The sequence below is a fragment of the Streptomyces sp. NPDC026575 genome, assembly GCF_055567415.1.
The window spans coordinates 25,238-39,411 of record NZ_JBVHQM010000011.1 but is presented as its reverse complement, the minus strand read 5'-3'; the positions used below and the strand labels follow the sequence as shown (position 1 = coordinate 39,411).

Annotated in this window: 14 protein-coding genes; 6 read left to right on the top strand and 8 right to left on the bottom strand. The window is 71.7% G+C overall.

All coding sequences use genetic code 11. The annotated features are described in order from the left end of the window. Positions 1 to 171: 171 nt before the first annotated feature. The gene (locus tag ACZ4NB_RS17045) at positions 172 to 366 is read left to right on the top strand and encodes a hypothetical protein (RefSeq protein ID WP_384427869.1); all 195 of its coding nucleotides are present in this window, start codon (positions 172 to 174) and stop codon (positions 364 to 366) included. A gap of 98 nt (positions 367 to 464) precedes the next feature. Here the strand turns inward: ACZ4NB_RS17045 and ACZ4NB_RS17040 are convergent, their stop codons facing one another. The 3 genes from ACZ4NB_RS17040 to nth form a co-directional block, all read right to left on the bottom strand. Beyond that, positions 465 to 1,664 carry a MarP family serine protease gene (locus tag ACZ4NB_RS17040; RefSeq protein ID WP_467662241.1) on the bottom strand — a complete coding sequence of 400 codons (1,200 nt, stop codon included), beginning with the start codon at positions 1,662 to 1,664 and terminating at the stop codon, positions 465 to 467. 13 nt (positions 1,665 to 1,677) lie between these two features. Then, a complete protein-coding gene (locus ACZ4NB_RS17035; protein ID WP_467662239.1) occupies positions 1,678 to 2,403 on the bottom strand; it encodes an NUDIX hydrolase in 726 nt (241 codons plus the stop codon). A gap of 96 nt (positions 2,404 to 2,499) precedes the next feature. Continuing rightward, positions 2,500 to 3,519, bottom strand: a complete 1,020-nt coding sequence (nth, locus tag ACZ4NB_RS17030; protein WP_467662238.1) for an endonuclease III — start codon at positions 3,517 to 3,519, stop codon at positions 2,500 to 2,502. A 458-nt stretch (positions 3,520 to 3,977) separates the two neighbouring features. Here nth and ACZ4NB_RS17025 point away from each other — a divergent pair, with 458 nt between their 5' ends. Continuing rightward, positions 3,978 to 4,652 carry a Crp/Fnr family transcriptional regulator gene (locus ACZ4NB_RS17025; RefSeq protein ID WP_006604164.1) on the top strand — a complete coding sequence of 225 codons (675 nt, stop codon included), beginning with the start codon at positions 3,978 to 3,980 and terminating at the stop codon, positions 4,650 to 4,652. Between the two features lie 92 nt (positions 4,653 to 4,744). Then, positions 4,745 to 5,554: a nucleotidyltransferase gene (locus tag ACZ4NB_RS17020; protein ID WP_467662237.1), complete on the top strand. Its 810-nt coding sequence runs from the start codon at positions 4,745 to 4,747 to the stop codon at positions 5,552 to 5,554. Between the two features lie 61 nt (positions 5,555 to 5,615). Here the strand turns inward: ACZ4NB_RS17020 and ACZ4NB_RS17015 are convergent, their stop codons facing one another. From ACZ4NB_RS17015 to ACZ4NB_RS17000, 4 genes are all read right to left on the bottom strand, one after another. Further along, positions 5,616 to 6,452 carry an MBL fold metallo-hydrolase gene (locus ACZ4NB_RS17015; protein WP_467662235.1) on the bottom strand — a complete coding sequence of 279 codons (837 nt, stop codon included), beginning with the start codon at positions 6,450 to 6,452 and terminating at the stop codon, positions 5,616 to 5,618. Further along, on the bottom strand, positions 6,449 to 7,459 hold the full coding sequence (locus ACZ4NB_RS17010) for an NUDIX hydrolase (RefSeq protein ID WP_467662233.1): 1,011 nt from the start codon (positions 7,457 to 7,459) through the stop codon (positions 6,449 to 6,451). The genes ACZ4NB_RS17015 and ACZ4NB_RS17010 overlap by 4 nt, the downstream gene beginning before the upstream one ends. Before the next feature lie 190 nt (positions 7,460 to 7,649). Next, the gene (locus ACZ4NB_RS17005; RefSeq protein ID WP_467662232.1) at positions 7,650 to 8,114 is read right to left on the bottom strand and encodes a RidA family protein; all 465 of its coding nucleotides are present in this window, start codon (positions 8,112 to 8,114) and stop codon (positions 7,650 to 7,652) included. Continuing rightward, a complete protein-coding gene (locus ACZ4NB_RS17000; protein ID WP_003967454.1) occupies positions 8,111 to 8,269 on the bottom strand; it encodes a DUF4177 domain-containing protein in 159 nt (52 codons plus the stop codon). Before ACZ4NB_RS17000 ends, ACZ4NB_RS17005 begins: the two co-directional genes overlap by 4 nt. A gap of 209 nt (positions 8,270 to 8,478) precedes the next feature. Here ACZ4NB_RS17000 and bagA point away from each other — a divergent pair, with 209 nt between their 5' ends. Further along, entirely contained in the window at positions 8,479 to 9,537 is a 1,059-nt protein-coding gene (gene bagA / locus ACZ4NB_RS16995) for an ATPase BagA (RefSeq protein WP_467662230.1), read from the top strand. Beyond that, a complete protein-coding gene (bagB, locus tag ACZ4NB_RS16990) occupies positions 9,534 to 10,877 on the top strand; it encodes an ATPase BagB (RefSeq protein ID WP_467662228.1) in 1,344 nt (447 codons plus the stop codon). Before bagA ends, bagB begins: the two co-directional genes overlap by 4 nt. Positions 10,878 to 11,203: 326 nt before the next feature. On the opposite strand, the gene ACZ4NB_RS16985 is transcribed toward bagB, so the two are convergent. Beyond that, positions 11,204 to 11,545 (bottom strand): WhiB family transcriptional regulator, encoded by a 342-nt coding sequence (locus ACZ4NB_RS16985; RefSeq protein WP_384427848.1) that lies wholly within the window; start codon positions 11,543 to 11,545, stop codon positions 11,204 to 11,206. Between the two features lie 382 nt (positions 11,546 to 11,927). Between ACZ4NB_RS16985 and ACZ4NB_RS16980 the strand changes: the two genes are divergently transcribed. After that, positions 11,928 to 14,126 (top strand): transglycosylase domain-containing protein, encoded by a 2,199-nt coding sequence (locus ACZ4NB_RS16980; RefSeq protein WP_467662226.1) that lies wholly within the window; start codon positions 11,928 to 11,930, stop codon positions 14,124 to 14,126. Positions 14,127 to 14,174: the final 48 nt, after the last annotated feature.

The window sequence follows — 14,174 nt, the reverse complement described above, 5'->3', positions numbered from 1 at the left end:
TCGTTCGGGCAGCGGTGTACCGCTGAGCGGGGCGGGGTGCACCGCTCAGCGGAACCGACACGCCAGAGCACTCGAACGTAGGCATGGCGAACGGCCACTTGCCCGGCGCATAGGCCAATTGGCGGTCCCCATGGCGGTTACGGACCTTGGGCCACGGGCAGAGTCGAGGGTATGGGCTGGACGCACGACTACCGTGACGTGGCACGCAACCGCCGCAGCAGTGCCGCTGCAGTGGGCACTCAGGACAGGGGCACACCGGATCTCGGGTCCGGCGCGTCCCCCGACCCGGCGCACCCGATGGGCATCCCGCGCATCCTGCGCCGCAGAGCGCGCTGGATGAGCGCGCGCCTGCGCCATCGCACCTGACCCCGCGCCGCCGCACCTGACAGGCCACGACCCGAACCGGCGAGGCGCGGGAAGCCCTGCTCCCCGCGCCCTTGGACCCTCCGGGCGGCTCGGACCGCTCAGATCGCGCAGCCCTGGCTGTCGACCTGCTGCTGGGCCGTACGCCCCCTGACGATGTCCTGACGGATCTCATCGGCGGTCAGCGCATAGCCGGTGTGCGAGTCGTCCAGCGACTTCGCGAAGACGACGCCGTAGACCTCGCCCCTGGGGGTGAGCAGCGGACCGCCGGAGTTGCCCTGCCGGACCGTGGCGTAGAGGGAGTAGACGTCGCGGCCGACCGTGCCCCGGTGGTAGATGTCCGGGCCGTTGGCCTGGATACGGGCGCGGATGCGGGCGGAGCGGACGTCGTACCCGCCGTTCTCCGGGAAACCGGCGACGATGGCGCTCTTGCCGCTGTCGGCGTCCACGCCGGCGAACCGCAGCGCCGGGGCGTCCAGCGAGGGCACGTCCAGGACCGCGATGTCGCGCCGCCAGTCGTAGAGCACGACCCTGGCGTTGTACTGGCGGCCCTCACCGCCCACCTGGACGGTCGGCTCGCTCACTCCTCCGACGACATGGGCGTTGGTCATCACCCGATGCCGGCCGAAGACGAAACCGCTGCCTTCGAGGACCTTGCCGCAGCCGGGGGCCGTGCCGACGACCTTCACGATGCTGCGCCTGGCCTGCGCCGCGACGGGGCTGGAGGCCAGCTGGGGGTCGGGCGCCGGCACATTGTTGATCGGCTCGTTGGAGAACGGCGTGAAGACCTGCGGGAAGCCGTTCTGGGCGAGCACCGAGGAGAAGTCCGCGAACCAGGTGTTGGCCTGCGACGGCAGCACCCGGGAGACCCCGAGCAGCACCTTGGAGTTGCGGACCTCCTTGCCGAGCGTCGGCAGGGACGTACCGGCCAGCGCGGAGCCGATCAGCCAGGCGACCAGCAGCATCGCCATGACGTTGACCAGCGCGCCGCCGGTCGCATCGAGCGCTCTCGCCGGTGACCACGTGATGTGGCGGCGCAGTTTGTTGCCCAGATGGGTGGTGAGCGCCTGGCCCACGGATGCGCACACGATCACGATGGCGACCGCCGCGATGGCCGCGAAGGTGCCGGGCGTGGCATCACCGGTGATCTCGTTCCAGATCACCGGCAGCACAAAGACCGCGATCAGGCCGCCGCCGAGGAAGCCGATCACGGACAGGATGCCGACGACGAAACCTTGCCGGTAACCGACGATCGCGAACCACACGGCCGCGACCAGCAGCAGGATGTCCAGGACGTTCACGCCGGACACCGTCTCACGAGCGCCAGTCGAGCGGGACCTGCTTGTCACGGTCCCACGGAATCTCCCACCCGGCGTAGTGCAGAATCCGGTCGATCACCCCGGCCGTAAAGCCCCAGACCAGGGCGTTTTCGACAAGGAACGCCGGCCCCATGTGGCCGCTGGGATGGCGCGTTGTCACACGATGGGCGGGATCCGTGAGATCCGCCACGGGAACCGTGAACACCCTGGCGGTCTCCGCCTGGTCGACCGCGCCGACCGGGCTGGGCCGACGCCACCAGCCCAGGACCGGTGTCACCACGAAGCCGCTGACGGGGATGTAGAGCCGCGGCAGTACGCCGAAGACCTGCACGCCGGACGGATCGAGGCCGGTCTCCTCCTGGGCCTCGCGAAGCGCCGCCCGCACCGGTCCGGAACCGTCGGGGTCGCCGTCCTGGGGGTCCAGGGCGCCACCGGGGAAGGACGGCTGGCCGGCATGGGAGCGCAGGGTGCCGGCGCGCTCCATCAGGAGCAGTTCGGGGCCGCGGGGGCCGTGGCCGAAGAGGATCAGCACCGCGGACTGCCGGCCGCCGCTCTCCGGCGGCAGGAAGCGGCTGAGCTGGTGCGGCTCGATCGTGCCGGCCGCGCGGGCCACCGGGTCCAGCCACTCGGGCAGGCCGTCGGCCGTCACCGCGACCTCCCGGCCGGCTGCTCCCCGGGCCCCCGCCTCCTCGCCGTACTGCTGCTCCCGTGCACTCCTCATACGCGCCCCCTCAGGCCTGGCTTCGATGGTGGATCCCTACCGGGGCCGCGCCGGTGATTCCGCGCGGCCCCGGCCCCACGGACGGCGCGGCCGTCGTCATGAGGCGGCCGCCCGGGCCGCCATCGGGGGCGCGGGCTGCCCCGGATAGTCGGCCGGTGGCCTCAGCCGCTGTCCCGGCTGGCCGCCCAGCTCGTACTTGAGCAGCTTCCTGGCCTTCTCCGGGTCCGTCTCGCCCTCGCCGTACGCGGGGCACAGCGGGGCGATGGCGCAGGCTCCGCAGGCCGGCTTGCGGGAGTGGCAGACCCGGCGGCCGTGGAAGACCACGCGGTGCGAGAGCATCGTCCACTCGCTCTTGGGGAAGATCTCGGCGACATCCGCCTCGACCTTCTCCGCGTCCTGCTGGGTCGTCCAGCCGAAGCGGCGCGCCAGGCGGCCGAAGTGGGTGTCGACGGTGATGCCCGGTACGCCGAAGGCGTTGCCCAGCACCACATTGGCGGTCTTGCGGCCGACCCCGGGGAGCGTGACCAGATCCTCCAGGCGGCCGGGGACCTCGCCGCCGAAGCGGTCGCGCAGCGCCGCGGACAGCCCCAGCAGCGACTTCGCCTTGGCCCGGAAGAAGCCGGTCGGCCGGATCAGCTCCTCCAGCTCCTGCGGATCGATCGCGGCCATGTCCTCGGGGGTGGGGCAGACCGCGAAGAGGCGCGGGGTGGTCTGGTTGACCCTCAGGTCGGTGGTCTGCGCCGACAGCACCGTGGCGACCAGCAGCTCGAAGGGGTTGGTGAAGTCCAGCTCGGGGTGGGCGTACGGATACAGCTCGGCCAGCTCGCGGTTGATCCGGCGGGCCCGCCGCACCATGGCGGCCCGCGACTCCGGCTTGCGCGCGGCGGCCTTCTTGGCGGGGGCCTTGGCCGCGGCGGCCTTCTTGGCCGCGGCGGACTTCTTCGTGGCGGCCGTCTTGGTCGCCGCCTTCTTGGCCGCGGGCTTCTCGGCCGGCGCCTGTTGGGCGACCGCGGCGGCCTTCTTGGCCACGGCCTTCTTGGCCACGGCCTTCTTCGCGCCCGCCTTCTTCGTCACGGCCTTCTTCGCCGCCGCCGGCTTCTCGGGGGTTTCGTTCACGGCCGCCTTCTTCCCTGCCGAGGTCGTGCCTATCGGGGTCTTCGTCGCGGAGGTCTGGTCGGTTGTGTCCTGCTCAGCGGCGGTCCGCGCCGTCGGTCGCGACGCGCCAGGCTTCTGGACGGTCGACTTCCGCTCGACCGTCCCCCCGGAGGGCGATTTGTTACTTTTATCCGAATGGGACGCTTCGCCGGACGCCTGTTCGCCCACAGCGGAATCGCGTCCTGCACTCACTCTCCCAGCCCTCCAGTCCTCTGCTCTCACCGGCGTATTGGACACTCGGCCAGACTAAAGCCAGCCACTGACATCCGGCTTGATCACCGTGATTCGTGACCCCAATCGGCCCCCTGCCTTATGGCTGAGGGCACCGGTCCGGCAAACTTGTGATTGATCGCACTGTTTTGCATTCCGGCATGATGGGGACCACAGTCCCCCGGAGCATGTCGACAAGGAGAGATCTCGTGGACGACGTTCTGCGGCGCGCACCGCTCTTCGCGGCGCTCGATGACGAGCAGGCGGCCGAGCTGCGCGCCTCTATGGGAGAGGTCACGCTCGCCCGCGGCGACGCCCTGTTCCACGAAGGGGACCCCGGCGACCGCCTCTACGTGGTCACCGAGGGCAAGGTGAAGCTGCACCGCACCTCCCCCGACGGCCGGGAGAACATGCTCGCCGTCCTCGGCCCCGGCGAGCTGATCGGTGAGCTCTCGCTCTTCGACCCGGGCCCGCGTACGGCCACCGCCTCCGCCCTCACCGAGGTCAAGCTGCTCGGCCTGGGCCACGGCGACCTCCAGCCCTGGCTCAACGCCCGCCCCGAGGTGGCCACGGCCCTGCTGCGGGCGGTCGCCCGCCGGCTGCGCAAGACCAACGACCAGATGTCCGACCTGGTCTTCTCGGACGTTCCGGGCCGTGTGGCACGGGCCCTGCTCGACCTGTCGCGCCGCTTCGGCGTGCAGTCCGAGGAGGGCATCCACGTCGTCCACGACCTCACGCAGGAAGAGCTGGCCCAGCTGGTCGGCGCCTCCCGCGAGACGGTCAACAAGGCGCTCGCCGACTTCGCGGGCCGCGGCTGGCTGCGCCTGGAGGCGCGCGCCGTGATCCTGCTGGACGTCGAGCGGCTGGCCAAGCGCTCGCGCTGAGCACCGCAGAAGCTCGCAGCGAAGGGCCCCGCTCCGGCGGGGCCCTTCGCTCTTGCCTCGCGCCCCGCCGGCCCGCTCGCCATAGTTGCGCCATGACCAACGGCACGGGACTGGACTGGGACGGCTACTTCGTACGGGAAGGGGCCCTGGACCGCGTGTCCGCGCGGTTCGCGCCCGTAGTGGCGCAGCTCGGCACGCGGCTCACCGACCGCTTCGGCCCCGACCGCCTCCACAGCAGCTACCTCTTCGGCAGCATCCCGCGGGGCACCGCCGTAGCTGGCGTCTCCGACCTCGATGCACTGGTCGCCCTACGGGACGAGCCGACCGCCGCCGACCACGCCGCCGCCCGCGGCATCGAGGCGGAGCTGGACGCCGCCCACTGGCAGATCGACGGCGCGGGCCTGCTGCTGTTCGGTGTGGACCGGCTGCTGAGCGAGCTGGAGCGCTACGACCTGGCGTGGTTCGTGGCGTGTCTGTGCACTCCCCTCGGCGGCCCGGACCTCGCCGCCCGGCTGCCCCGCTACCGCCCCACCTCGCTCCTCGCCCGCGAGACCAACGGCGATCTCTTCCGCGACCTGCCCGGTCTGCGCGACAAGGCCGCGGCGGCGACCACGGAGGCCGAGCGCACCCGGCTGACCCGGGGCGTGGCACGTCGGCTCGTACGCACCGGGTTCACCCTCGTCATGCCCCGCTGGGGCGGCTGGACCAGCGATCTCGCCCAGTCCGCCGAGGTGTTCGGCCGCTACTACCCGGCGCACGCCGAGCAGATGCGCGCCGCGGCCCGCGCCGCCCGGACGCCCGCCGCGTACCCGAAGCTGCTGGACGAGCTGCTGGACGGCCTCGCACCCTGGTTGGCCGACGAGTACCTCGCCGTCCACGGGGCGAAGGCTCCCCGCCCGTAGACCGGCTGACGGGGCCTCGCAGCAGGCGGCCGGGCCCGGCGCCGCGGCCCCGGCCGCCTGCTCAGTCCTCGATCAGCCCGTGCTCGCCCAGGTAGTCCAGCTGCGCCCGGACCGACAGCTCGGCGGCCGGCCACAGGGACCGGTCGACGTCGGCGTAGACGCTGGCGACGACCTCGGCGGGGGTGCGATGCCCCGCCTCGACCGCGGTCTCCACCTGGGCGAGCCGGTGGGCGCGGTGCGCCAGATAGAACTCCACCGCCCCCTGGGCGTCGTTCAGGACCGGCCCGTGGCCCGGCAGGACCGTCGAGACGCCGTCGTCCACCGTGAGGGAGCGCAGCCGGCGCAGCGAGTCCAGATAGTCGCCGAGGCGCCCGTCCGGGTGGGCGACCATGGTGGTGCCGCGCCCCAGGATCGTGTCGCCGGTGAGCACCGCGCGGTCGGCCGGGAGGTGGAAGGAGAGCGAGTCGGCGGTGTGCCCCGGTGTGGGCACCACCCGCAGTTCGAGCCCCCCGGTGGTGATGACGTCGCCGGCCGCCAGCCCCTCGCCGCCGAGGCGCAGCGCCGGGTCCAGCGCCCGTACGGCCGAACGGGTCAGCTCGGCGAACCGGGCGGCCCCGTCGGCGTGGTCCGGGTGACCGTGGGTCAGCAGGGTCAGCGCGATGCGCTTGCCGGCCCGCTCGGCGGTGTCGATGACGGCCTGGAGGTGGCCCTCGTCGAGCGGTCCCGGGTCGATGACGACGGCGAGGTCGGAGTCCGGTTCGGCGACGATCCAGGTGTTGGTGCCGTCCAGCGTCATCGCCGACGGGTTCGGGGCCAGTACGCAGTGGGCGCGCGCGGTGGCCGCCCCGGAGATCACTCCGCCGCGGGGCTGCCCCGGGAGGGCGGCTGCTTCGGTCATGTCGGGTTCCCTCCCTTGGGGCCGGGGGCTCCTGAGGCCCCGTCGGCCCCGGCGACGCCGCCGTCGGCGTCCCTCGGCGCGATGTGCTTGGTGAATTCGTCGTGCCCCGGCCAGCTCAGCTCGATCTCGCCGCCCACCAGACGCGCCCGGGCCAGGACCGGCGTCAGGTCCTGGGCCTCCGCGGCGGCCAGCACGTCCGCGGCGGTGGCGTACGGCTGGAGAGCGCGCAGCGTCGCGATCGTCGGCGGCATCATCAGCAGCTCGCCCCGGTCGTAGCCGGCCGCCGCCTCCTCCGGCCGGACCCACAGCGCGAGATCCGCCTCCGTGGAGGCGCTGGGGGTCCCCCCTGGACCGGCGGCGGCCCCGGCCGCACCAGGGGACGGGGCGGTCGCCGAAGGCCCTTGGGTGAGGGTGCGCTGGCCCTCGGGAAGCACGGCGGCGAAGAACCAGGTGTCGTAGCGCCGCGGCTCGAACTCCGGGGTGATCCAGCGTGCCCACGCGCCCAGCAGGTCGGAGCGCAGGACCAGGCCGCGGCGCCCCAGGAAGTCGGCGAAGGACAGCTCATGGGCGATCAGGGCCGCGCGGTCCGCCTCCCAGTCCTCGCCCGTGGTGTCCTCGACGACCGTGTCGGCCGAGGCGCCGGCGAGCAGCACCCCCACCTCCTCGAAGGTCTCGCGCACCGCCGCGCAGACGATGGCCTGCGCGGTGGCCGGATCGACGCCCATACGGACCGCCCATTGGGCGCGCGAGGGACCGGCCCAGGCCACCGGGCGCTCGTCACGGGGGTCGACGGAGCCGCCCGGATAGGCGTACGCGCCTCCGGCGAAGGCCATGGAGGCGCGTCTGCGCAGCATATGGACGGCGGGGCCGCCGGATCCCGAGTCCCGCAGCAGCAGGACGGTCGCGGCCCGCCGGGGCTCGGCAGGAGTCAGCTCGCCGCTCGCGAGCGCCCGGATGCGGTCCGGCCACTCGGGCGGATACCACTGGCCATTGGTCGTGGACGACATGGCCGGATGCTATGCGCTCGCGCGCGGATGTTCGAGGGCCACTTTCGCGCCGGGCGTGCTCCGCCGGGACGCGGCGCCGCCCCACCACCGGGGGCGGGCAAGCGCCGACGTGAACCCGCGAGGGCCGCCGGGCCCGCGCACACGAGGCCGCGGCGCCCGCCCCGCGGCCTCGACCGCTCCGCGGTTCCGACTACTCCGCGATCTCGACCTGGATCTCGACCTCGACCGGCGCGTCGATCGGCAGCACCGCCACACCCACCGCGGACCGGGCGTGGACGCCCTTGTCGCCGAGGATCTCGCCGAGCAGCTCGCTGGCGCCGTTGAGGACGCCCGGCTGGCCGGTGAACTCCGGCGCGGAGGCCACGAAGCCGACGACCTTGACGACCCGCTGGATCTTGTCGAGGTCGCCGATGACGGACTTCACGGCGGCCAGCGCGTTGAGCGCGCAGGTCGCGGCGAGCTCCTTGGCCTGCTCCGGGCTCACCTCGGCGCCGACCTTGCCGGTGGCCGGCAGCGCGCCGTCCACCATCGGCAGCTGGCCGGAGGTGAAGACGTATGCGCCGGAGCGCACCGCGGGCTGGTACGTGGCCAGCGGCGGCACGACCTCCGGCAGCTTCAGCCCGAGCTCTGCGATCCTCTCCTCTACGGCGCTCACGCCTTCTCCCGCTTCAGGTAGGCCACCAACTGCTCGGGGTTGTTCGGGCCCGGCACGACCTGGACCAGCTCCCAGCCGTCCTCGCCCCAGGTGTCCAGAATCTGCTTCGTCGCGTGCACGAGCAGCGGCACGGTCGCGTATTCCCACTTGGTCATGGGCCGAGCGTAATGCCTGTCCAGGGCCGCGGTGGACGCCGTCCGCCACGGCCCGCCCGCGCCCGCCCGGCACGGCGGCCGAGCAGGCGCCCGCCCGACCCCTACGGCACATCCCCGACCTGTCCCGGAGGAATCGTGGGAAAGATCTCCGGGGCCTCCCAGGCGTATCCCGTGCGTAGCCGCGACGCGGACTGGTTAGGCTCCTTGGCGTGAGCAGGCTCCATGTCGTCAGCGGCAAGGGCGGCACCGGAAAGACCACGGTCGCCGCTGCCCTCGCCCTCGCCCTGGCCACCGAGGGACGCCGTACCCTCCTGGTCGAGGTCGAGGGTCGGCAGGGCATTGCCCAGCTGTTCGAGACCGAGGCGCTTCCGTACGAGGAGCGCAAGATCGCGGTAGGCCCGGCATCCGAGGGTGCCTCGCCGTGGGGGTCACCCCGGGCGGAGCCGGGGGGAGACGCCGTCAGGGGCGGTGGCGGACGACGGGCCGGCGAGGTCCATGCCCTGGCCATCGACGCCGAACGCGCCCTCCTGGACTACCTCCAGATGTTCTACAAGCTCGGCGGCGCGGGCCGGGCGCTCAAGAAGCTCGGCGCGATCGACTTCGCCACGACCATCGCCCCCGGCCTGCGGGACGTCCTGCTGACCGGCAAGGCGTGCGAGGCGGTGCGCCGCAAGGACAAGAACGGCAGGTTCGTCTACGACGCGGTCGTGATGGACGCCCCGCCGACCGGCCGCATCACCCGGTTCCTGAACGTCAACGACGAGGTCGCCGGCCTTGCGAAGATCGGCCCGATCCACAATCAGGCGCAGGCCGTGATGCGGGTCCTCAAGTCGCCCGAGACCGCGGTGCATCTGGTGACGCTCCTGGAGGAGATGCCGGTCCAGGAGACCGCGGACGGTGTCGCGGAGCTGCGCGCCGCGGGCATCCCCGTCGGCGGCATCGTCATCAACATGACCCGCCCGGCCCTGCTGGACAACGGCGACCTCGACGTCATCGCCGCCCGCGGGGCCCGTACGGGCGTGGCCAAGGCGCTCTCCCAGGCGGGCCTGGGCGGTGCCCGCCGCGGCGGCCTGGCGGACCGGCTGATCGACCCCCTGCTGGAGCAGGCGCGGGAACACGCCGAGCGGGTCGAGCTGGAGCGCGCCGAGCACGCCGAGCTGACCGCGATCGGCCTGCCCACCTACGAGTTGGAGCTGCTCCCCGAGGGAGTGGACCTCGCCGGGCTCTACCAACTGGCGAGAGACCTGCGGAAACAGGGGCCCATATGACCTCGGACGACACGACGCTGGACGCCTCGGCCCCGTGCCTGGAGGTCGACGCCCTGATCGACGACCCGCGCACCCGCATCGTGGTGTGCTGCGGTTCGGGCGGCGTCGGCAAGACCACCACCGCCGCGGCGCTGGGCGTGCGCGCCGCCGAGCGCGGCCGCAAGGTCGTCGTGCTGACCATCGACCCGGCGAGGCGGCTGGCGCAGTCGATGGGCATCTCCGAGCTCGACAACGTCCCGCGCCGGGTCAAGGGCGTCGACGAGACCGCCGGCGGCGAACTGCACGCGATGATGCTCGACATGAAGCGCACCTTCGACGAGATCGTCGAGGGCCATGCCGACGCCGAGCGCGCCCGCGCCATCCTGGAGAACCCCTTCTACCAGTCCCTGTCGGCCGGTTTCGCGGGCACGCAGGAGTACATGGCGATGGAGAAGCTCGGCCAGCTGCGCGCGAGCGACGAGTGGGACCTGATCGTCGTCGACACACCACCGAGCCGCTCCGCCCTGGACTTCCTGGATGCGCCCAAGCGCCTCGGCTCCTTCCTGGACGGCAAGTTCATCCGGGTGCTGATGGCGCCGGCGAAGGTCGGCGGCCGGGCCGGCATGAAGTTCCTCAATGTCGGTATGTCGATGATGACCGGCACGCTCAGCAAGCTCATGGGCGGTCAACTGCTGCGCGATGTGCAGACGTTCGTGGCCGCCATGGACACCATGTTCGGCGGCTTCCGCACCCGCGCGGACGCCACCTACCGCCTGCTGCAGGCGCCCGGCACGGCGTTCCTCGTGGTGGCTGCCCCGGAGCGGGACGCGCTGCGCGAGGCGGCGTACTTCGTCGAGCGGCTGGCCGCCGAGCAGATGCCGCTGGCCGGCCTCGTGCTGAATCGGGTGCACGGCAGCGGCGCCGCCCAACTGAGCGCCGAGCGCGCACTGGCCGCCGCGGAGGCCCTGACGGACGCGGCGGCGGAGGACGACACCGAAGCGGACCGCGCCGAAAATAATCTTGAAGCAACCGGCATTGTGGATCTCGGCGACGGGAAGGCTGGATCACGTACCGCCGGCGGCCTCTCCCCCGCTGCCGCGGCGGAGCATGTGGCACCCACTTCGGCCTCGGCGGCCCAACTGGCCGCCGGGCTGCTACGACTGCACGCGGAACGCATGCAGGTCCTCGGGCGCGAACGGCGCACACGGGACCGCTTCACCGCGCTGCATCCCGAGGTCCCGGTGACGGAGGTCGCCGCGCTGCCCGGCGATGTCCACGACCTCGCCGGCCTGCGCGCGATCGGCGACCGCCTGGCGCTCAACGGCGCGGAGAGCGACACGGGTACGGACACCGAGACCTGAGCCGTACCCGCCCTGCGAGCCCCTAGCGGCGGCGCCCACCCCGCCATACGCACGCACCACCACCCACGCACGCAGCACGTACAAGCGCACACCACTGCCATGCGCCGCACTGCCGTGCACATAGCCGTCCTGCGCGGCGGCGGCACTGTATGCAGCACCGTCGTACGCCTCACATGCGCGCGCACCAAGGCGCTCGATGCGCCCCTCGGCAGTGCCCCACCTCCGGGCACACCAAGATCACTTGAGCGCGCGCCCACGAAACCGGCGTGCCACCGACCGAGCCCGCGCTCATCCGGCCGACCAGCCGGCCGGCCGCCATCCGATCGCTATCCGACCGCGGCGTACTCGTCGAAGGTCTCGTCCTCGCAGTCCACCGGCAGAATGCCCGTGCTGCGCTCGTATTCCGTACGTGCTGTCTCCAGCAGGCGACGCCATGACGTCACGGTCGGGCGGCGGCGCAACAACGCCCTCCGCTCGCGCTCGGTCATCCCGCCCCACACGCCGAACTCCACCCGGTTGTCCAGGGCATCAGCCAGGCATTCCGTGCGTACCGGACATCCGGTGCACACCGCCTTGGCGCGGTTCTGCGCCGCCCCCTGAACGAACAATTCATCCGGATCGGTAGTGCGGCAAGCTGCCTGCGTACTCCAGTCGGTTACCCAGCCCATGCTGGCGCCGTCCTCTCCCGAATCGAGGCTCCCCCACGGCGGCAATCGGCATATTCACCGTTGCCAGTTGAGGACGTTACGGAAGGCAGACAGGGTGCAACACCCCCTTCGGGCCCAATCTTGAATGGCCCGAACGGACTATGCGTACGCGGCAGATCACCCAACGGAGTGACCGAGCGACATACGTAATTTTGCTCACAAGGCAGGACAGTTCGTCGTCCTGACGCGGGATTTCTGGCGGCTCATAGGGACACGTGGGGTGCGGTCCGCGAGAGATCGGGGGTTGACGAACCGGGGCGTAACCATTCCGCTGTGGCAGCTGGGAACAGGCTAAACGAACAGGTGCGCCCCTGTCCGGCGATTCAGAACGTAGGCTGCCCCCATGCCTAAGAAGCGCGATGGCGGAGGTCTGTCCAAGACGCAGCAAGCCGCCAAGTTCCTCGGTGTGAGCGTCCTGGCCGGCGCGGTGCTCGCCGGTCTCGCGCTCCCGGCGGCCGGAGCCCTGGGCCTTACGGCCAAGGGGTCCGTCGAGGGCTTCGACGACATCCCGGCGAACCTCAAGACGCCGCCGCTCAGCCAGCGGACCACCATTCTGGACGCCAAGGGCGGCGAGATCGCCAAGGTCTACTCCCGTGACCGCACGGTCGTGGACCTCAAGGACATGTCGCCCTATATCCGGCAGGCGATCGTCGCGATCGAGGACGCGCGCTTCTACCAGCACGGCGCCGTCGACATGAAGGGCATCCTGCGCGCGGTCAACAAGAACGCCCAGTCGGGCGGCGTCTCCCAGGGCGCCTCGACGCTGACCCAGCAGTACGTGAAGAACGTCTTCATCGAGGAGGCGGGCGACAACGCGGACAAGGTCGCGCAGGCCACCCAGCAGACGATCGGCCGCAAGATCAAAGAGCTGAAGTACGCGATCCAGGTCGAGAAGGAACTCGGCAAGCGCAAGATCCTGCAGAACTACCTCAACATCACCTTCTTCGGGCAGCAGGCGTACGGCGTCGAGGCGGCCGCCCAGCGGTACTTCAGCAAGCACGCCAAGGACCTCAACCTGGAGGAGTCGGCGCTGCTGGCCGGCATCGTCCAGTCGCCGAGCCGCTACGACCCGGTCAACGCCCCGCAGGAGGCCACCCGGCGGCGCAACACCGTTCTGCAGCGGATGGCCGACCTCAAGAACATCACCCGGGCGCAGGCCGACGCGGCCGCCAAGAAGCCGATCAAGCTCGCGGTCAGCCGCCCGAAGAACGGCTGCATCACCGCCACGGACGGCGCCGGCTTCTTCTGCGACTACATCCGCAAGGTCTTCCTCACCGACAAGTCCTTCGGCAAGACCCGCAAGGACCGGCTGAAGCGCTGGGACAGGGGCGGACTGACCATCCGCACCACCCTCGATCCGCAGACCCAGAAGGCGATCCAGGCGTCCATAAGCGACCACGTCTACGAGGACGACCCGGTCGCCACCGCCGCCGCCATCGTCGAACCGGGCACCGGCAAGATCCTCGGCATGGGCCAGTCGCGCCCGTACGGCTTCGGTGAGAACCAGACCGTGCTGAACCTCTCGGTGGACCGCGCCATGGGCGGCGGCGCCGGCTACCAGCCCGGCTCGACCTTCAAGCCGGTGATCGCGGCGGCCGCGCTGGAGCAGGGCACCAGCCCCGAGCAGGAGTACTCCTCGCCGTACCGGATGCCGTACCCCAGCCCGGTGCAGACCTGCGAGGGCCAGTGGCAGGGCAGCCCCTCCGACACCACCCAGAACGAGAACAAGCGCGAGGTCGGCCCGTACGGCATGAAGGAGGCGACCGCGAAGTCGGTCAACACCTACTTCGTGCAGCTGATCAGCGATATGGGCATCTGCCCGGCGGTCAAGATGGCCCAGAAGATGGGTATCGAGCGGGCGGACGGCAAGGCCCTGCAGCAGGTGCCGTCGATGACGCTGGGCGTCCAGGAGATGTCGCCGCTGACGATGGCCTCCGGTTACGCGGCCTTCGCCAACGGCGGGGAGTACTGCTCCCCGGTCGCCATCGAGTCGATCACCGACGCACGGGGCCGGGCCCTGGAGGTCCCGCGGACCAGCTGCCGCAGCGCGATGTCCAAGAAGACCGCGGACACGATCAACACCCTCCTCAAGGGCGTCGTCGAGGACGGCACCGGCAAGGAGGCCGGCCTCAGGGGCCGCGACAGCGCCGGCAAGACCGGCACCAGCGACAGCCGCTACGCCGCATGGTTCGTCGGCTACACCCCGAACGCGGCGGGCGCCGTCTGGGTCGGCGACCCGCTGCACAAGCGCAAGATGTACGACATCACCATCGGCGGTGTCCCGCACGAGAAGGTCTACGGCGCCGACACCCCCGGCCCCATCTGGCGCGACGCGATGACCGGCGCGCTGGCCGGGCGGCCCGCGCCGTCCCTGCCCACCGTCCCGATCGGCAACCCCGACCGGGACAAGGACCAGGGCGACGACAAGGGCCGCGACAAGCACAAGCCCGGCCGGGGCCACGGCGGCGACAACAAGCCGGGCGGCGGCTGGGACCTGCCCGACTGGCCCGACATCCTGGGCGGCGGCAACGGCGGTTGGTAGGGCGCCGGTTGGCGGCGGGCGGCTCGGCGGGGGCGGCCCCCGCGGGGA